The sequence below is a fragment of the Amycolatopsis sp. CFH S0740 genome, assembly GCF_004522315.1.
GTDB classification, from domain to species: domain Bacteria; phylum Actinomycetota; class Actinomycetes; order Mycobacteriales; family Pseudonocardiaceae; genus Amycolatopsis; species Amycolatopsis nivea.
The window spans coordinates 35773-53993 of record NZ_SDLS01000034.1 but is presented as its reverse complement, the minus strand read 5'-3'; the positions used below and the strand labels follow the sequence as shown (position 1 = coordinate 53993).

The 18221-nt window shown below is 70.2% G+C and carries 15 protein-coding genes; 8 read left to right on the top strand and 7 right to left on the bottom strand.

All coding sequences use genetic code 11. The features are described 5' to 3' along the window. Positions 1 to 23: 23 nt before the first annotated feature. Both mshC and EIZ45_RS38375 read right to left on the bottom strand, forming a co-directional pair. Positions 24 to 1262 (bottom strand): cysteine--1-D-myo-inosityl 2-amino-2-deoxy-alpha-D-glucopyranoside ligase, encoded by a 1239-nt coding sequence (mshC, locus tag EIZ45_RS38380; RefSeq protein ID WP_134668451.1) that lies wholly within the window; start codon positions 1260 to 1262, stop codon positions 24 to 26. Between the two features lie 80 nt (positions 1263 to 1342). Beyond that, positions 1343 to 2107, bottom strand: coding sequence for a MerR family transcriptional regulator (locus tag EIZ45_RS38375; RefSeq protein ID WP_134668448.1), 765 nt, complete (start codon positions 2105 to 2107; stop codon positions 1343 to 1345). 119 nt (positions 2108 to 2226) lie between these two features. Here EIZ45_RS38375 and EIZ45_RS38370 point away from each other — a divergent pair, with 119 nt between their 5' ends. Further along, positions 2227 to 3540 (top strand): cytochrome P450, encoded by a 1314-nt coding sequence (locus tag EIZ45_RS38370; RefSeq protein WP_134668517.1) that lies wholly within the window; start codon positions 2227 to 2229, stop codon positions 3538 to 3540. 334 nt (positions 3541 to 3874) lie between these two features. On the opposite strand, the gene EIZ45_RS38365 is transcribed toward EIZ45_RS38370, so the two are convergent. Together EIZ45_RS38365 and EIZ45_RS38360 are read right to left on the bottom strand one after the other, a co-directional pair. Continuing rightward, the gene (locus EIZ45_RS38365; RefSeq protein WP_134668446.1) at positions 3875 to 5833 is read right to left on the bottom strand and encodes a VWA domain-containing protein; all 1959 of its coding nucleotides are present in this window, start codon (positions 5831 to 5833) and stop codon (positions 3875 to 3877) included. Continuing rightward, the gene (locus tag EIZ45_RS38360; RefSeq protein WP_134668444.1) at positions 5833 to 7230 is read right to left on the bottom strand and encodes an ATP-binding protein; all 1398 of its coding nucleotides are present in this window, start codon (positions 7228 to 7230) and stop codon (positions 5833 to 5835) included. Before EIZ45_RS38360 ends, EIZ45_RS38365 begins: the two co-directional genes overlap by 1 nt. Before the next feature lie 100 nt (positions 7231 to 7330). Here EIZ45_RS38360 and EIZ45_RS38355 point away from each other — a divergent pair, with 100 nt between their 5' ends. Then, positions 7331 to 8128: a hypothetical protein gene (locus EIZ45_RS38355; RefSeq protein ID WP_134668442.1), complete on the top strand. Its 798-nt coding sequence runs from the start codon at positions 7331 to 7333 to the stop codon at positions 8126 to 8128. 507 nt (positions 8129 to 8635) lie between these two features. On the opposite strand, the gene EIZ45_RS38350 is transcribed toward EIZ45_RS38355, so the two are convergent. Beyond that, positions 8636 to 9679: a ferrochelatase gene (locus EIZ45_RS38350; protein WP_134668515.1), complete on the bottom strand. Its 1044-nt coding sequence runs from the start codon at positions 9677 to 9679 to the stop codon at positions 8636 to 8638. Between the two features lie 87 nt (positions 9680 to 9766). Here EIZ45_RS38350 and EIZ45_RS38345 point away from each other — a divergent pair, with 87 nt between their 5' ends. Both EIZ45_RS38345 and EIZ45_RS38340 read left to right on the top strand, forming a co-directional pair. Beyond that, positions 9767 to 10351, top strand: coding sequence for a TetR/AcrR family transcriptional regulator (locus tag EIZ45_RS38345; protein ID WP_134668440.1), 585 nt, complete (start codon positions 9767 to 9769; stop codon positions 10349 to 10351). A gap of 630 nt (positions 10352 to 10981) precedes the next feature. Then, on the top strand, positions 10982 to 12151 hold the full coding sequence (locus EIZ45_RS38340; protein ID WP_134668513.1) for a Cmx/CmrA family chloramphenicol efflux MFS transporter: 1170 nt from the start codon (positions 10982 to 10984) through the stop codon (positions 12149 to 12151). A gap of 55 nt (positions 12152 to 12206) precedes the next feature. On the opposite strand, the gene fabI is transcribed toward EIZ45_RS38340, so the two are convergent. Then, positions 12207 to 12974: an enoyl-ACP reductase FabI gene (gene fabI, locus EIZ45_RS38335; RefSeq protein ID WP_037806844.1), complete on the bottom strand. Its 768-nt coding sequence runs from the start codon at positions 12972 to 12974 to the stop codon at positions 12207 to 12209. Positions 12975 to 13012: 38 nt separating this feature from the next. After that, positions 13013 to 13717, bottom strand: coding sequence for a beta-ketoacyl-ACP reductase (gene fabG, locus EIZ45_RS38330; protein ID WP_043826988.1), 705 nt, complete (start codon positions 13715 to 13717; stop codon positions 13013 to 13015). A 167-nt stretch (positions 13718 to 13884) separates the two neighbouring features. Here fabG and EIZ45_RS38325 point away from each other — a divergent pair, with 167 nt between their 5' ends. Genes EIZ45_RS38325 through EIZ45_RS38310 form a run of 4 tightly spaced genes read left to right on the top strand, consistent with a single transcriptional unit; the run spans position 13885 to position 18217 of the window. After that, positions 13885 to 15207 carry an MFS transporter gene (locus EIZ45_RS38325; protein WP_037806513.1) on the top strand — a complete coding sequence of 441 codons (1323 nt, stop codon included), beginning with the start codon at positions 13885 to 13887 and terminating at the stop codon, positions 15205 to 15207. Positions 15208 to 15221: 14 nt separating this feature from the next. Then, positions 15222 to 15887 (top strand): response regulator transcription factor, encoded by a 666-nt coding sequence (locus EIZ45_RS38320; RefSeq protein WP_037806515.1) that lies wholly within the window; start codon positions 15222 to 15224, stop codon positions 15885 to 15887. Positions 15888 to 15890: 3 nt separating this feature from the next. Beyond that, the gene (locus EIZ45_RS38315; protein WP_134668438.1) at positions 15891 to 17279 is read left to right on the top strand and encodes a HAMP domain-containing sensor histidine kinase; all 1389 of its coding nucleotides are present in this window, start codon (positions 15891 to 15893) and stop codon (positions 17277 to 17279) included. Further along, on the top strand, positions 17276 to 18217 hold the full coding sequence (locus EIZ45_RS38310) for a TAXI family TRAP transporter solute-binding subunit (RefSeq protein WP_134668436.1): 942 nt from the start codon (positions 17276 to 17278) through the stop codon (positions 18215 to 18217). The genes EIZ45_RS38315 and EIZ45_RS38310 overlap by 4 nt, the downstream gene beginning before the upstream one ends. Positions 18218 to 18221 lie beyond the last annotated feature (4 nt).

Here is an 18221-nt window from a genome sequence, read left to right as displayed (position 1 = left end):
GCCACTGCCCGGTCCCGAAGGGCTCAGAGAACGATGCCCAGCAACGCGTCCACGGCCTCCTTGATCAGGCCTGGGGCGGCCTGGTCGGTGCCGTCGCGGCGCAGCGCCGACGTGACCCACGCGTCGATCGCCGTGAGGGCCTTCGGCGTGTTCAGGTCGTCGGAGAGGTGGTCGCGCAGCCGCGCAACGGTGTCGTCCGCGTCCGGTCCGGCCGACAGCGCGACGGCTTCGCGCCAGCGGGCCAGCCGTTCCTGCGCGTCGACCAGCAGCTGGTCGGTCCACGCCCGGTCCTCGCGGTAGTGCCCGGCGAACAGCGCGAGCCGGATCGCCGCCGGGTCGACGCCGTCGGCGCGAAGCCGCGACACGAAGACCAGGTTGCCGCGGGACTTCGACATCTTCTCGCCGTCGAGCCCGATCATCCCGGCGTGCACGTAGTGCCGGGCGAACGGGTGGTCGGCGGCGACGGCCTCGGCGTGCGCGGCGCTGTACTCGTGGTGCGGGAAGATCAGGTCGGACCCGCCGCCCTGCACGTCGAAACCGAGCCCGAGGCGATTCACCGCGATCGCACTGCATTCGATGTGCCAGCCCGGCCGTCCGGCGCCCAGCTCCGACTCCCACGACGGCTCGCCCTCGCGCGCGACGCGCCACAGCAGCGCGTCCAGCGGGTGCCGCTTGCCGGGACGGTCCGGGTCGCCGCCGCGCTCGGCGAAGAACTTCGCCATGGTCTCGGCGTCGTAGTTCGACTCGTAGCCGAACCGGCCGGTCGCGTTGTGGTCGAAGTAGACGTCCGGGAACTCGGCGTCGTCCGCGCGGTAGGCGCTGCCGTCGGCGAGCAGCTTCGCGATGACCTCGACGATCTCCGGGATCGCCTCGACCGCGCCGACGAACTGCCGCGGCGGCAGCACCCGCAGCGCCTCCATGTCCTCGCGGAACAGGGCCGTTTCGCGCATGCCGAGCACGATCCAGTCGTCCGAATCGCGTTCCGCGCGCTCGAGCAGCGGCTCGTCGATGTCGGTGACGTTCTGGACGTAGTGCACCTCGTGCCCGTTGTCCCGCCACACCCGGTTGACCAGGTCGAACGCGAGGTAGGTGGCGGCGTGGCCGAGGTGGGTGGCGTCGTAGGGGGTGATGCCGCAGACGTACATCCGGGCGGCGGCTCCGGGTGCCGTCGGGCGGACCTGCCCGGTCGCGGTGTCGTGAAGCCGGAGGGGACGGGGCGTGCCGGGCAGCCGGGGCACGGCGACGGATGACCAAGTCTGCATGCCTCCGACTGTAAGCGTGACGTCCGTCCGCTTTCCCACCCGGTGGGAGGGACAGTCGCGTGTCCCTCCCACCGGTACGGTCAAGCTCGCTGCCGCGCGGCGTTCGCCCGGACGGCGTCGCGCACGTACGCCCCGATGCCGGGCCGCTGCTCGTCCTCCCGGACCAGGAAGGCCAGCTGCGCGGGCTCGTCCGCGTACAGGTCCGCGATCTTCTGCTGCATCTCGTACCCGCACTCCCCCATCACCGCGGACAGCATCGCCCGGTGCTCTTCGGCAAGCTGCCCGGCCGCCGGGCTGTCCGCGGGCTCGCCCTTGTCGACCAGCGCGACCAGGCGGCTCACCCAGTCCTTCCGCTGCCGCTCCGCCTCAGTCCACTGTTCCTTGGTCTCCGGCGGCTGCGCGCGCTGCCACTCCGGTGTCTGTCCCCAGCGGCTCACCGCCTCCTCCGCGTAGCCTTCCGGCTCCCGGAACCCGCCGAACACTTCGAACTTCTCCTCGGGCGTCAACGCGTTGCCCATGGCTCTCGCCTCCAGCAATCGATCGACGGCCGCGACCATGCGCTCGATCCGGTCCGCCTGCGCCACCAGCAGCTCCCGCTGCCGTTTCAGGTGGGCGTCGGCGTCGGTTCCCGGATCCGCGAGCACGGACGCGATCGTCTCCAGGGGAAGGCCGAGCTCCCGGTAGAGCAGGATCCGCTGCAGCCGGTCGAGATCGGCCTCGTCGTAGCGCCGGTAGCCGGACGTCGTCCGCCCGCTCGGCGACAGCAGCCCGATCTCGTCGTAGTGGTGCAGCGTGCGCACGGTGACGCCGGCCAGCGCCGCCGCCTCGCCCACCCGGTAGCCCATCGCTCTCCCCTGTCGTTTCTTCGGCCGAATGGCCCTTGCGAGAAACCACGATCACGCCTCACGTCGCGTGAGGGTCAAGTCTGGTGGACACCGCTCTCCAGCGCGAGTACGAACGAAGCATGGCTCTGCGCACGCCGATCCGCGCCCGTTCCGCTCTCCCGCCCGGTCCCCGGCTGCCGATGGCGGTGCAAACCCTCCTTTTCGGCGCTTTCCGGAACTCCCTGCTGCCGGTGCTGCGACGGCGCTACGGAGACGTCGTGCGGCTGAAGCTGTATCCGGAGCGTTCGGTGGTGCTGGTCGGCGATCTCGACCTGGTCCGCGAGATCTTCGCCGGTCCGGTCGAGACGTTCCACGCCGGCGAGGGCAACATGGTGCTCAAACCCATGCTGGGCGGGCATTCGGTGCTGCTCACCGACGAGGAGGAGCACCGCAGGGCGCGGAAGCTGCTGATGCCCGCGTTCAACGGCGCGGCGATGCGCGGGTACCGGGACATGGTCACCGAGCTGACGGTCGCGGAGCTGGAACGGTGGCCGCAGGGCCGGGCGTTCCGGGTGCACGACCGGATGCGGGCGCTGACGCTGGAAGTGATCCTGCGGGTCGCTTTCGGCGTCACCGACGGGCCGCGGCTGGCCGAGTTGCGCGTGGCGCTGGAGCAGGTCATCGACATCAGCGCGCTGGATCTCTTCGGGTGGCACAGCCCGGCGTTGCAGAAGTTCGGGCCGTGGCGGCGGAACCGGGAGCGGCAGGAACGGGTCGACGAGCTGCTGTACGCGGAGATCGCCGAGCGGCGAGCCGCGCCGGATCTGGCGGAGCGGACCGATGTGCTGTCCCGGCTGCTGACCGTGCCCGGGGAGGATCAGCTCAGCGACCTCGAACTGCGGGACCAGCTGATCACGTTGCTGCTGGCCGGGCACGAGACCACGGCGACCGCGCTGGCCTGGGCGCTGCACGAGCTCGCCCGGGATCCGGTCACCGCCGCGACGACCGCCCGCGCCGCGCGCGAGGGCGACGAGAAGTACCTGGAAGCGGTGGCGAAGGAGGCGATGCGGCTGCGGCCGATCATCTCCGAGGTTTCGCGGAAGCTCACGAAGGACGTCCAGGTCGGGCCCTACACGGTTCCGGCCGGGCACATGGTGCTGCCGTCGATTTCGATGATCCACGCGGACGCGGCGCACCATCCGTCGCCGGAGGTGTTCGACCCGACGCGCTTCCTCGGCAGCGGCCCGCCCGCAGGCAGCTGGTTTCCCTTCGGCGGCGGCGCACGGCGGTGTCTCGGGGCGGGTTTTTCGCTGCTGGAGGCGACGATCGTGCTGCGGGAGCTGTTCGCGCGGTACCGGGTCAGCGCTGCCAGCCCGCGGCCGGAACGGGTCAAGACCCGGCACATCACCCTCGTGCCCGGCGACGGCGCGCGGATCATGGTGCACCGCCGCTGAAGCCGTGAAGGGCTCCTCGAGGGAATCTGATTCCCCATGCCAGGAACTTAAGGCGGCGCTGCAGGTGCGTTCGAGCCATGTCCGCCCAGGTCGAAGGTCTCGCCTGGCCTGGGACGCGGGACGTGCGGGACGTGAGGGCCACCCTGAGGGAATCAGATTCCCTCAGGGTGGCCCTCACGGCCCACAAGACACGGGCAGATGAGGATAAACCGGGCATTTCGGCGGCGGTGGGGTCTCTTGTGGACGGTGAGCGGAACTGAGGCCACACCGCTCAAGTTCCTGGCATTGACTCTGATTCCCTCAAGGAGCCCTTCACGGACCTTCACGGAACGGGTCAGCGGCGACGCGTGCGGAGGTAGTCGCCCACTACCGCCGCGCCCAGGCCGTCCAGGTCGGGGGCTACGACCCGGCCGCCGGAGCGGCGGGCGATGGTGTCCACGAACGCTTCCAGGCGCGGGTCGTCGCCCAGCCGGAAGACGGTGACCGACGCGCCCAGTTTGGCGATCCGGTCCACTTCGGACAGTGTCTTGTAGATGGTCGCCGGTTCGGGCGGGTAGGAGAATTCCGCCTCTCCATCGGGTTCCAGGTGCGCGGTGGGTTCTCCGTCGGTGACCATGAGGACCACCGGCTGGGCATCCGGGTGCCGACGCAGGTGTCGTCCGGCCAGCAGCAGCGCGTGGTGGGCGTTGGTGCCTTGTTCCCAGGTGCCTTCCAGACCGACCAGTTCCGGCAGCTCCACGGGCATCGCGTAGCGGCCGAAGGTGATCAGCTGCAGGGCGTCGTTGCGGAATCTCGTGCTGATCAGCTGGTGCAGCGCCAGCGCGGTGCGTTTCATCGGCAGCCAGCGGCCCTCCTGGACCATCGACCACGACGTGTCGACCAGCAGCGCGACCGCGGCTCGCGAGCGGTGTTCGGTCTCGATGACTTCGACGTCCTCGACATCGAGGCGAACACTCCCCGCCCCGACCGCGGTGGAGCGCAGCACCGCGTTGCGCACGGTGCGCGGGACATCCCAGGGTTGCATGTCACCGAATCGCCAGGGACGGCTCGAACCGGTCGGTTCCCCTGCCGCGCCCGCGGATTCGGTCTCACGCTCCCCGGTTTTGCCGCGCAGCGAATTGACCACATCGGACAGTGCAGTCTCGCCCAATCGGCGCAATGCCTTGGGAGACAATCGCAAGGTGCCGTCCGCGGCGCGCTCGAACAGGCCCTGCTGACGCAGTTCTCGCTCCAATTCGGACAGTCGGCGCGCGTCGACGCCCGCGTCCGGACCGAGTTGGCGCTCCAGCGCTTCCAAGTCGATGTCCTCCAGGCGCGCGCCGGGATACGACTGGCCCAGTTGCTCGGCGAGAGCGTCCAGCTCCGCCAGGTCGGCCATGGCCTGTGCGCCTTCGCCGAGCCCCAGCGGGTCCTGGCCGCGGAAGCGCGAGGACGATGTCCAGTCCTCCCCCGGCCGCAGCGCGCGCAACTGGGAGTCCAAAGCGGACAGTTGCTGCGCGAGCCGCGGATCGCCGAAGGCTTGTTGCGCCAGCTCGGCCAGTTCCGCCCGCTGTTCCTCGGACATCGAGTTCAGCATGCGTTGCGCGGCGGCGGAGCGGGCGGCCAGCACGTCGATCAGCTCGTCGACGTTCTGCGGGTTCTCCGGGAAGAACTCGCCGTGCCGCCGCATGAACTCGTCGAAGCGTTCGCCGATGTCGCTCGCGCCCTGTGCGTGCGCGGACAGCAGCGCGTTGAGGTCGCCGAGCATCTGGTTGATCCGCTCGACGTCCTGCGGGCCCGCGTTCTGCATGGCCTGCTTCATGCCCTGGAACCGCGCGTCCAGCATCTCGCGGCCGAGGAGGTCGCGGATCTGCTCGTACTTCTGCCGGGCTTCGCCGGAGCGCCAGTCGTACTCGTTCAGCTCGCGCACGGCAGCGGCGGTGCCGGGCGGCAGCGCGTCCAGCTGGGCTTCGCGGAAGCGGGCCTCGTCGTCGGGGTCCGGGAACAACTCCCGGCGCTCGGCTTGGAGTGCTTCCTGCAGCAGCTGCTGGACTTCCTGGAGCGTGCCGTCCAGCCGGTGCCGCCGCTGGATCTGCGAACGGCGCTGCCACAGCTGCCGGGTCAGCTCGTCGAGGCCCGCGGTGCGTTCGGTGCCGCGGCGCAGCAATTCCTCCAGCGCCGAACGCGGGGACGAGCCGCCCATGACCTCGCGGCCGATCTCGTCCAGCGCGTCCCGCAGGTCCGCGGGCGGGGCCAGCGGATCCGGCCCGTCGTGCCACGGGCCGTAGGAATATCCCTCCGGTAAGAGCGGCATTATTCGCCGTACACCGTCGTGCCGTCGTCGGAGTCCTTCGCCAGCCTGCGGGCGAGGAACAGCGACTCCAGGGCCAGTTCGACCGCCGCCGCGATCCGGCCGGCCGGTTCGTCCGCGGACACCCCGGCGCGCTGGGCGACCTCGTGCAGCACCGGCAGTTCCGGCAGCGCGGCAAGGACTTCCGCGCCGGGGACGCGCTCGCCGGTGGCGACCAGGTGGCCGTCCGCCACCGCGTCGGACAGCGGGCGCAGGTCCAGCCCGGCGAACCGTTCGCGGGCGGTTTCCGCGATCGCGCGGCGCATCAGGTGCACGAGGTGCTCGACCTCGCGGCCCTCCTCGCCGGGCTCGAACTCGACCTTGCCGCGCAGCACGGCGGGCACGGCTTCGAGGTCGACCGGCCGCGCGACCGCCGGGTCCTCCCCGGTCACCGCGGCCCGGCGCAGCGCGGCCGCCGCGACGGTTTCGGCCGCCGCCACCGCGAACCGGGCGGACACGCCGGAACGCTGGTCGATCACCGGCGACTCGCGCAGGTTGCGCACGAACCGGGCCAGCACCTCCAGCAGCGGCTCGCCGACCTCCGCGACGAGGTTCGCCTCCTGGCGCACCACGGCGACCTCGGACTCGACGTCCAGCGGGTAGTGCGTGCGGATTTCCGCGCCGAAGCGGTCCTTCAGCGGCGTGATGATCCGGCCGCGGTTGGTGTAGTCCTCGGGGTTGGCGGTGGCGACGAGGAGCACGTCCAGCGGCAGCCGCAGCGTGTAGCCGCGGACCTGGATGTCGCGTTCCTCCATCACGTTCAGCAGCGCGACCTGGATCCGCTCGGCGAGGTCGGGCAGCTCGTTGATCGCGACGATGCCGCGGTGCGCGCGCGGCACGAGTCCGAAGTGGATGGTCTCCGGGTCGCCGAGGCTGCGGCCCTCGGCGACCTTCACGGGGTCGACGTCGCCGATCAGGTCGCCCACGCTCGTGTCCGGCGTGGCCAGCTTTTCGGTGTAGCGCTCGCTGCGGTGCCGCCAGGCCACCGGCAGGTCGTCGCCGAGTTCGGCGGCGCGGCGGATCGAGGCGGGCGTGATCGGGTCGAGCGGGTGCTCGCCCAGTTCGGAGCCCTCGATGACCGGGGTCCACTCGTCGAGGAGGCCGGCCAGGGTGCGCAGCAGGCGGGTCTTGCCCTGGCCGCGCTCGCCGAGCAGGACGACGTCGTGGCCGGCGAGCAGGGCGCGTTCGAGCTGGGGCAGCACGGTCCGGGAGAAGCCGACGATGCCGGGCCAGGCGTCGCGGCCCTCGCGCAGCGCGGCGAGCAGGTTGTCGTGGATCTCGCGCGCGATCGGGCGCGGGGCGTGTCCGGCGGCGCGGAGCTCGCCGGCAGTACGGGGAAGAGCGTCGGGAACAGCGTTCACCCCTTCGACGCTACTGACCGTTCCGGCATCCGTCGATGTGGAGCGGCTCCAGCCGGGCGGGGATCGGCGGAGCCGGGAGGAACCGGTAAAATCAGCGGTCGTGTGCCGACCCAGTGCGACCCTCGCCGTCTGGTCCTCCGCGTGGCTGAACGGGGCCGCGGCGTCCGACGACGTCCTCGACGCCTTGCAGGACTGGGCCGAGGCCCACGACGTGGTCGCGGCCGATCCCGCTGCCGCCGACGCCTTCGATCTCCCGCTCGCTTTCCACCGGGCGGCTACTCCCGTGCAGCTGCTGCTCGCGCTGCGGGCGCAGGGGGCGGTGAGTGCGCAGCTGGTGCTGCCGGTGCCTGGCGATGTTCGGGGTCTCGGCGGTGGCGGGCCGTTTGCTGACGCGGCGTTGCGGTGCGGCGAGGCTGTGGTGCTCGGCGGGCTGGCGTTCGGGTTGGTGCCGGAGCCCATCGCCGAAGGGCTGATGCGGTGGACGGTGTATTCGCTTCCCGCGCCGGTCTCGTTGGAGTATCAGCCGATGCCGGATGCCGAGCACGGGTTGACGGATGCCATTCGGGCGAGTGCCGGGGCGTTGCAGGCGTTGGACGTGGCGAGCGATCGGCCTGGGGTTCGGGCTGAGTTGTCGGCGCATTTGCGGGCTCGGCCTCAGGTCGAGTGGCCTGCCGGGACGCCCGGGCGGGCGTTGCGGGTGTTGCAGCGGGCCGAGGAGATTTCGGCGATTTTGGCTGTGGCGCAGGCGGATGATCCGGGTGGGGCGTTGTCGGCTTCGGCAGTGAATCGGCGGGCTGAGGCGTTGCGGCCGTTGGCTGAGGCTGTTCGGGGGGCGCGGACTGCTTCCGTTAATGAGGCTGTGCGGGTGTTTGCGGAGCAGGGGGATCGGCAGGTTTGACTGCTCGTCGCCTGGCGGCGACATCGCTTGGTGGTTGCGTGGGGCACCCCGAAGCTTGATTGTGCTGACGGTCTGAGGGTGCTTGTCAAGGCTGGAAAGATGCCTTGACAAGCACCCTCAGACCGCAGGAGAGCTTCGTATCGGGGTGCGGGGGTGGTGTGGGTGCACTTCGAGTTGAGTGCATCGGTGGCGGTTTCGTTGGGGTGGGGGCTAGCGCCCCAAAGTGGCATTGGGTGCATGCGACGCACCCAATGTGGCGTTCGGTGCGTGGGACGCACCCAAAGTGGCGTTGGGTGCGTGGGGTGCGCCCAATGTGGCGTTCGTTGCGTCTGATGCACCCAATGCCGCATTGGGGCGGCATCCCGAGCGGGCGCGGGGAGGGCGAGCGGGCTGTGAAGGGGTCCTTGAGGGAATCCAGGTACGTGAAGGAGGCCCTCACGACCGGTGGTGGGTCGTGAGGGCCACCCTGGGGGAATCTGGTTCCGTGAGGGTTCCCCTCACGGACGGTCAGCGGGTGGGGCGGCGCGGGGGTTCGCAGCAGGCGACTGCGCAGGGGGCGCCGTTGACGGTGCAGCCTGCAGCGGGAAAGGGGGAGAGCTTCCGGGCGGGAGCGTCGGAGAGGTGTTCGCGGACCAGCTCGACCACCATTTCGGCGAACCTCGGGTCGGCGTCGGGGGTGGCGGCGCGGGCAAAAGCCATGCCGTGTTCGGCGGCGCGGTCGGCGGCTTCGTTGTCCAGGTCCCAGATTACTTCCAGGTGGTCCGCGACGAAGCCGATCGGGCTGACCACTACGGATTCCACACCTTGAGCGTGCAGGGCGTCGATGTGGTCGACGATGTCCGGTTCCAGCCACGGGATCTGCGGCGGGCCGGAGCGCGACTGCCAGACGACGTCGTACTCGGCGATTCCGGCTTCGGCGGCCACGAGGCGCGCGGCTTCGGCGATCTGGCTCGAGTAGCGGCGGCCGCCTTCGGAGGGTGGGCCGGAGGCAAGGTCGGCGCTTTCCGGGATGGAGTGGGCGGTGAAAACCGTGCGGGTGCCGGGGCGGTCGCCGAGTTTCGCGTGGGCGGCGCGGACCGCGTCGGCGACTGCGGAGACGAACAGCGGGTGGTCGAAGAACTGGCGCAGCTTCACCAATTCCGGCGCGTCCTCCCCGACGGAGGCGCGGGCTCGTTCGATGTCCTCGTCGTACTGGCGGCACGCGGAGTAGCCGCCGTACGCGCTGGTCGGGAACACCAGCGCGCGGCGCACGCCCGCGTCCTTCATCCCGGCCAGGGTGTCCTCGACCATCGGCGCCCAGTTGCGGTTGCCGAAATGCACCGGAAGCTCGATGTTCTCCGCCGCGAGCTGCTTCTCGACCGCCGCGATCGCGGCCCGGTTCAACCGGTTGATTGGCGAGACCCCGCCGAAATGCTGGTAGTGCTCAGCAACCTCGAGCAGCCGCTCCCGCGGCACGCCCCGCCCCCGGGTGACGTTCTCCAGGAACGGCATCACCTCGTCGGGCCCCTCCGGACCCCCGAACGAAAGCCATAGCAACGCGTCGTAACCCACGGTGCTCATCCTGCCCCTGTGGCGCTCCGCACGCCTCGGCGGCCCGGTTATGTACTGGCCTATCCAAAATGTGTTAGCGTGGTCGTCATGCCGAGGCCACGAGAGTTCGACGAAACCGAAGCACTCGAAGGCGCGATGAACGCCTTCTGGGCGCGAGGATACGAAGCGACCTCGACCGAGGAACTGTGCGCCGCGACCGGACTAGGCCGCAGCAGCATCTACAACACGTTCTCCAGCAAGCACGAACTGTTCCGCCGCGTGCTGGACCACTACTCGCACCGCGGCATCCGCCTCCGGGAAACCCTGCTGGACAACGCCCCGGACGGCTTGGGAGCCATCCGCCTGCTGCTCGCCTCGACCATCGACGACGAACTGGAAAACGGCAGACGCGGCTGCCTAATGGTGAACACCATCTCCGAATTCGGAACCACCGACCCAGAGGTAGCCGCACAGGTGAACGCGGACACCGAAGCGCACCTCTCCGCACTGGTGCACTTCGCCCGCACCGGCCAAGCAGACGGCAGCGTCACCCGCGACAGAGACGCAACCGACATCGCCAACTTCATCCACGCCACCATCTCGGGAATCCGCACCATGTCCCGCCGCGGAGCAGAACGAGAAGCACTGACCTCAGTAGCAGAACTAGCGACAAGCGCAATCGCCCGCCGCTAACCCGCCACCGCCGCCGCCGCCCACCCGCAGCCGCCGCGACGCGCCCCAATGCGGCATTGGGTGCATCCCACGCACCGAACGCCACATTGGGTGCATCCGACGCACCCAATGCCACATTGGGGCGCTAACCCCCCACCCAAACCGCAGCCGAAATACCCAACAATCGAGGCACCCACACCGCCCCCGCAGCCGATGCACCCAACGAGCGAGGCACCCAGCCCCACCCGCAGCCGGTGAGCCCAACCATCAAGGCACCCAGCCCCACCCCGCAGCCAGTGCACCCGCTATCGAGGCACTCACACCACCCCGCAGCCGATGCACCCGCTATCTAGGCACCCAGCCCCTCTCCCGCAGCCGATGCACCCGCTATCGAAGCACCCAGCCCGACCCGCAGCCGATGCACCCAACGAGCGAGGCACCCAGCCCTCCCCCGCACCCCGATACGAAGCTCCCCTGCGGTTCGGGGGTGCTTGTCAAGGCATCTTTCCAGCCTTGACAAGCACCCCCGAACCGTCAGCACAATCAAGCTTCGGGGTGCCCCACGCAACCACCAAGCGATGTCGCCGCCAGGCGACGAGGCCCCCATACATCCACATTTTGTACTACAAGTTCCAGAAAGAGAGCCCACCCGTGCCCCCAGCCGTCTTCGTACTCGGCCTCAGCATCTTCGCCCTGGGCACCTCCGAGTTCATGATCACCGGCCTCCTCCCCGGAATGGCCGCCGACCTGAACGTAACCATCCCAGACGCAGGCCTCCTGATCTCCGCCTTCGCCATCGGCATGGTCATCGGCGCCCCCTTGCTAGCAATAGGCACAATCCGCCTCCCCCGCCGAACCACCCTCCTAGGACTCCTAGCCGTCTTCAGCGCCGCACACGTCATCGGCGCAATCGCCGACGGCTACCCCCTCCTCTTCGCCACCAGAATCATCAGCGCAATAGCCTGCGCCGGTTTCTGGGCAGTAGCCGCCGCAACCACCGTCAACCTCGTCCCGGAAGCCCGCCGCGGACAAGCGCTAGCAGTACTGGTCGGCGGCCTCACGATCGCGAACGTCGTAGGCGTCCCCGCAGGCACCCTGCTGGGACAACACGCAGGCTGGCGCAGCGCATTCTGGGCAGTAGCCGCACTGACGATCATCGCCGCCCTCGCCGTCCTGCTGTCAGTCCCCCGCACCCCCAAGGAAACCGAAGCACCGAGGATCACCGAAGAACTGCAGGTATTCCGCCGCAGCCGCCTCTGGCTAGCCCTGGGCGTGATCGCCCTCCTCCAGGCAATGGTCTTCGCGACGTTCAGCTACCTGGCACCCCTGCTGGTCTCCGTGGCCGGACTCCCCGAAGCAGGTGTCCCAGTAGTCCTCGCCCTCTTCGGCGGTGGCGCAGTAATCGGAATTTACGCAGGCGGCAAACTAGCCGACAAGTACCCGTTCGCCACCCTTTGCGGCAGCCTCGGCATCGCCCTCGCCGCCCTCGTCGCACTAGCCTTCGCAACCACCCCAGCGGTAGCAGTAACCGCCGTACTCATCCTGGGCGCAGCCGGATTCGCCGCCAACCCAGCACTCAACGTCCGCGCCTACGCCGCAGCAGGCGGCACCTCAACCCTCGTCGGCGCGAGCACGACTTCGGCATTCAACGTAGGAAACACCGTCGGCCCCTGGCTCGGCGGCACCACGATCAGCGCGGGAATGGGATTCTCCAGCGTCGCCTGGGTAAGCGTCGCACTCGGCGCACTAGCCGTAGCCGCCCTCACCGCGGCCCTGCGCCTCCACCACCGCGACACCGCACCGGAACTGGTGGCCGCCTAAAAAAGGCGAATGGCCCCGCGGGAACACTCCCGCGGGGCCATTCACAGCACCAAGCTCAGATCCCGAGCGCGTGCACTCCGCCGTCGACCATGATCATCGAACCGGTGGTCGCGGGCATCCAGTCGGACAGCGCGACGCAGACCGTCTTGGCGGTCGGCTCCGGGTCCGCGGAGTCCCAGCCGAGCGGGGCGCGGCCGTCCCAGCCGCCTTCGAGTTCGCCGAAGCCGGGGATGGACTTCGCGGCCATGGTCTTCATCGGGCCGGCGCTGACCAGGTTGACCCGGATGCCCTGCGGGCCGAGTTCCTTGGCCAGGTAGCGGTTCACCGACTCCAGCGCGGCCTTCGCGACGCCCATCCAGTTGTAGACCGGCCAGGCGACGCGCGCGTCGAAGTCCATGCCGACGATCGAGGCGCCGCGGCCGAGCAGCGGCAGCGTCGCGACCGCGAGCGACTTGAACGAGAACGCCGAGACGTCGACCGCGACCTTCACGTCGTCGCTGGGGGCGTCCAGGAACGGCGCGCCGAGGCAGCTCTGCGGCGCGAAGCCGATCGAGTGCAGCACGCCGTCGAGGCCGTCGACGTGCTCGCGGACGCGGTCGGCGAGCGAGTCGAGGTGCTCCTGGTTCGTGACGTCCAGTTCCAGCACCGGGGCGGGCTCCGGCAGCCGCTTGGCGATGCGCTCCACCAGCGACAGCCGTCCGAAGCCGGTGAGCACGACCTTCGCGCCCTCCTGCTGGGCGATGCGGGCCGCGTGGAACGCCAGCGAGGCGTCGGTGATGACGCCGGTGATCAGCAGCCGCTTGCCTTCGAGCAATCCGGGCAACACGTCCTCCAGGTCGTGGGTGTTCTTCTCGGGAAAAGTCAGTGGCCGAGGCCGAGGCCGCCGTCGACGGGCAGCACCGCGCCGTTGACGTAGCCCGCCTCGTCCGAGGACAGGTACCGCACCGCGGCGGCGATCTCGGCCGGTTCGGCGTAGCGGCCGGACGGGACGTTGGCGAGGATCTCCTTGCGCCGGTCCTCGCTCAGCGCGTCGGTCATGTCGGTGTGCACGAAACCGGGCGCGACCACGTTCGCGGTGATGTTGCGCGAGCCCAGCTCCCGCGCGAGCGAACGCGCGAAGCCGACCAAGCCCGCCTTCGAGGCCGCGTAGTTCGCCTGCCCGGCCGAGCCGGAAAGGCCCACCACGGACGAGATGAACACGAACCGGCCCCAGCGGGCGCGCAGCATGCCGCGCGAGGCCCGCTTGGCGACGCGGAACGCGCCGGTGAGGTTCGCGTTCAGCACGCGCTCGAACTGCTCCTCCGACATCCGCATGAGCAGGGTGTCGTCGGTGAGCCCGGCGTTGGACACCAGGACCTCGACCGGCCCCTGGTGCTCCTCCACGAGCTTGAACGCCGCGTCCACCTGCTCGGCGTCGGTGACGTCGGCCTGCACGCCGAACAGCCCCTCCGGCGCGCCGGACCCGCGGTGCGTGACCGCGACCCGGTGGCCCTGCTCCGCGAGGTCGCGGGCGATCGCCAGCCCGATGCCCCGGTTGCCGCCGGTGACCAAGACCGACCGTCCCACTGCGTTCTCCTCGTCGTCTTCGCGATTGCGCCCGCCTGAGGCTATCGGCTGCGCTGACCGGCGGCGCACCCGGCACTCCCGTCCTAAGCGACGGTAAGGAACCGCGTCTCGACCTTGATGGTTACTGCCCGGTTGGTCACCGTGAGTCGCGACACAGGAGGTCAAGGATGACTACCCGGATCCAGGACGCCGGCTCGGCGCGGGACGAGCGGCGCGTGGTCGGCAACGTGCTGCGCGGCTCGATCGGAAACCTCGTCGAGTGGTACGACTGGTACGCCTATTCGGCGTTCACCGTCTACTTCGCGAAGGCGTTCTTCCCCGGCGGCGATGCCACGGCGCAGTTCCTCAACACCGCGGCGGTGTTCGCCGTCGGATTCCTCATGCGGCCCCTCGGCGGCTGGCTGCTCGGCCGGTTCGCCGACCGCTACGGACGGCGTTCCGCGCTCGTGCTCTCGGTTTCGATGATGGCGTGCGGTTCGCTGCTCATCGCGCTGACGCCGGGCTACGCGACGATCGGCATCGCGGCGCCGATCCTGCTGGTGTTTTCCCGTCTGCTGCAAGGGCTTTCGGTCGGCGGCGAGTACTCCACCTCGGCGACGTACCTGTCCGAGGTGGCCACGCCCGGCAAGCGCGGGTTCTACTCCAGCTTCCAGTACGTGACGCTCGTCGGCGGGCAGCTGCTCGCGCTGGGGCTGCAGCTGATCCTGCAGAGCGTGCTCACCGACAAGCAGATGGGCGACTGGGGCTGGCGGATCGCGTTCGTCGTCGGCGCGCTCGCGGCGGTGATCGTGATGGCGCTGCGGCGGTCGATGGACGAGTCGGAGAGCTACCAGCGGGCCACCGAGGGGGCGGAAACCGGCAAGGGCGAGCGCGGCACGCTGCGCCAGCTCGCGAAGTACCCGCGGGAGATCCTGCTCGTCGTCGGCCTGACGCTCGGCGGCACGGTCGCGTTCTACACCTACGCCACCTACACGCAGAAGTTCCTGGAGAACACCGCGCACATCCCGCGCCGCACGGTCACCGTGATCATGTTCGTCGCGCTGCTGATCTTCGCGATCCTGCAGCCGCTGGCCGGACGGCTCTCGGACCGGATCGGCCGGCGGAAGCTGCTGATGTTCTTCGGCATCGCGGGCACCCTGCTGACCGTGCCGATCATGACCCTGATGGCGCGCACCAGCCAGCCGTTCCTCGCGTTCCTGCTGCTGCTCGGCGCGCTGGTGATCGTGACCGGCTACACCTCGATCAACGCGATCGTGAAGGCCGAGCTGTTCCCGACGCGGATCCGCGCGATCGGCGTCGGCCTGCCCTACGCGCTCACCGTCGCGATCTTCGGCGGGACCGCCGAGCTGATCGCCCAGGCGCTGAAGAAGGCGGGTCACGAATCGCTCTTCTTCTGGTACGTCGCGGGTTGCGTCCTCGTGTCGCTCGTCGTGTACGCGACAATGCGGGAAACTTCGCGTTCGTCCGCCCTCGAACGCGGCGAGGACTGATCGGGAGGACGGCCGTGCGCGTGCTGCTCGTGGAGGACGACACCGGGGTCGCCCGGGCACTCGCCGAAACGCTGCAGGCGCACGGCCACTCGGTCACCGCGGTCGGCCGCGGCTCGGACGCGCTCACCCGGCACCGGGACGCGGACCTGCTGCTTCTCGACCTCGGCCTGCCGGATCTCGACGGGCTGGACGTGCTGCGCAAGATCCGTCAGGTGTCCCCGGTGCCGGTGATCGTGCTGACCGCGCGCGACGACGAGCGTTCGGTCGTCCGGGCGCTGCGTTTCGGCGCGGACGACTACCTCGCGAAACCGGTGCGGATGGCGGAGTTGCTGGCCAGGATGGACGCGGTGGCGCGGCGGGCGGGCAGCTCCTCCCCCGCGCCGAAGGACCCGGTGGTGCAGATCGAGGACGTCGAGATCGATCTGGGCGCGCGCCGGGTCGTGGTCGGCGGCCGCGACATCGGGCTGACCACGAAGGAATTCGCGGTGCTGGCGGTGCTCGCCGCCCGGCCCGGCACCGCGGTGAGCCGCCAGCAGCTGATGGACGAGGTGTGGGGCGACGCGTACCTCGCCGTTTCGCGGTCGCTCGACGTCCACATGACGCAGCTGCGCGCGAAACTCGACCGGCCCGGCCTGCTCACCACGATCCGCGGCTTCGGCTACCGGCTCGGCCGGAGCTGATCGGTGCGCACTCGCCTGCTGGCTGTCCTCGTCACGCTCGCGCTCGCCGTCGTGGCGGCGTTCGCGGTTCCGCTGCTGTCCGCCACTGCCGATCAGCGGACCCAGCAGCTGGTGATTTCGCGCAGCAGCGACGTCGACCGCTTCGTGGTGCTCGCGCAACAGGCGGTCGATTCCGGCGACGCGACCGCGTTGAACGCCGACGCGCGGCAGTATTCGTCGTTATACAGCGAAGGCGTGCTGATCGTCGACGCGCAGCGGCAGCCGCTGGTCGAAACCGGCGGCCTGACCAGCAGCAATCCGGACGCGCGGACCGTCATCGAGGCGACGCTGCGCAACGAGCCGGAAGCGCCGGTCGAGCGGATCCAGCCGTGGTCGGACACTCCGGTGCTGTTCGCGCGCCCGGTCGGCACCGGGACGCGGGTGTCCGGCGTGGTGCTGCTGCGTGCTTCGGTGACCGCCGCGGCCTCGGACGTCAGGGCGGCGTGGAGCGCGATCGCGGCCGGGGCGATGGTGGTCGCGGCGCTGTTCGTGCTGCTCGCGGTCCTGCTGTCGCGGTGGATGGTGCGACCGTTGGTGGAGCTGGAAACCGGCGTGCTGGCGGTGGCGGGCGGACGCCGGGCGCAGGTGCCGGAACGGTCCGGGCCGCGCGAATTGCGGTCGCTCGCGGCGTCGGTGAACCGGATGTCCGACGCGGTGGTCGAGTCCGCGAACCAGCAGCAGCGGCTCGTCGCGGACACCTCGCACCAGCTGCGGAACCCGATGGCCGCGCTCCGGCTCCGGCTCGACCTGCTCGGCACCGAGGTCGAAAACCGCCCGGCTTACGAGGCGACGGTGGCGGAAGTCGAACGCCTGGAACGGATTCTCGACGGTTTGCTCGCCCTCGCCACCGCGGAGAGCACCGCGACCCGGCTGGCCGCACGGGCCGACGACGAGCCCGCGGACCTGGCCGCTGTCGTGGCGGAACGGGTCGACGCGTGGCGGTTGTCCGCCGACGAAGCCGGCGCGACGCTCGTGCCGTGCGAAGTGCATACTGAGCCGCTGCTGGTGCGCACGCCGGAAAGCGAACTGGCGCAGATTCTCGACGTCCTGCTGGACAACGCCGTCCACCACGCCGGTCAGGGAGCCACCATCACCGCCGCTTGGGAGTCCACTTCGGACAGTGTCACGCTGATCGTCTCCGACGACGGTCCGGGCCTTCCCCCGGAGGACCTCGCCCGGGCCACCGAACGGTTCTGGCGCGCGGGCGGCGACGGCGCACCTCGCGGCACCGGCCTCGGTCTCGCCATCGCGCGGGAGCAAACCCGTGCCCGGGGCGGGGTTCTGGAGCTGCGCGCGGTCGAACCGCACGGCCTGCAAGTCCGGATCACGCTGCCCGCGGCGGTGACGCCGTGAACGTCACCCGCCGCACCGCGATCCTCGGCGGCCTCGCCCTGACGCTCGCCGCCTGCGACGACACCTACCGCGGCCCGGACCGGAAGATCACCATCGCGTCCGGCGAACCCGGCGGCTTCTACCTGGCCTTCGCCGAGGTCCTGGCCGCCGAACTGTCGCGCGCCGAACCGCGGCTGCACTGCAGCGCGCTGCCCACCGAGGCGAGCGTCGAGAACGTGCAACGCGTCCAGGACGGAACGGCCGACTTCGGCCTGGCGCTCGCCGACGTGGCGCAATCCGCGATCACCGGCGGCACGCCGTTCGGGAAACCCGTTCCGCTGCAAGCACTCGGCCGCGTCTACGAGAACTACCTCCAGCTGGTCGTCCGCGCCGAGGACCAGCTCACCGACCTGCGCTCGCTGGCCGGCCGCCCGATCTCGGTCGGCGCGAGCCGCTCCGGCGCCGCGCAACTGGGCGAACGGGTCTTCGCCGCGAGCAACATCCCGGTCCAAGCACAGCACCTGCCGCTGAACGACGCGGTCGCCGCCCTGCACGACCGCCGGATCGACGCGTTCCTCTGGTCCGGCGGCATCCCGACGCCCGCCCTCGCCGACCTCAACCGCACGACGCCGCTCTCGCTCATCCCGCTGACGTCGGTGCTCCCCCAGCTGCGCAAGGCGTACGGTCCGCTGTACGAACAGGTGCAGGTGCCCGCCGGGGCTTACCGCGGGGTCGGCGCGCTGGGCACGATCGGGGTGGCGAATCTGCTGGTCTGCTCGCCCAAGCTGCCGTTCGACGTCGCCGCGGCGGTGGTTCGGGTGCTCGCGGGGCGGGCTGCCGAACTCGTGCCCGCACAGGCGGTCGGGACACAGTTCCTGGACGTGCGGACGCTGATCGGCACCCAACCGGTCCCGCTGCATCGGGGGGCGGCCGACACCTACCGCGCCCTGCACGGCTGATCGC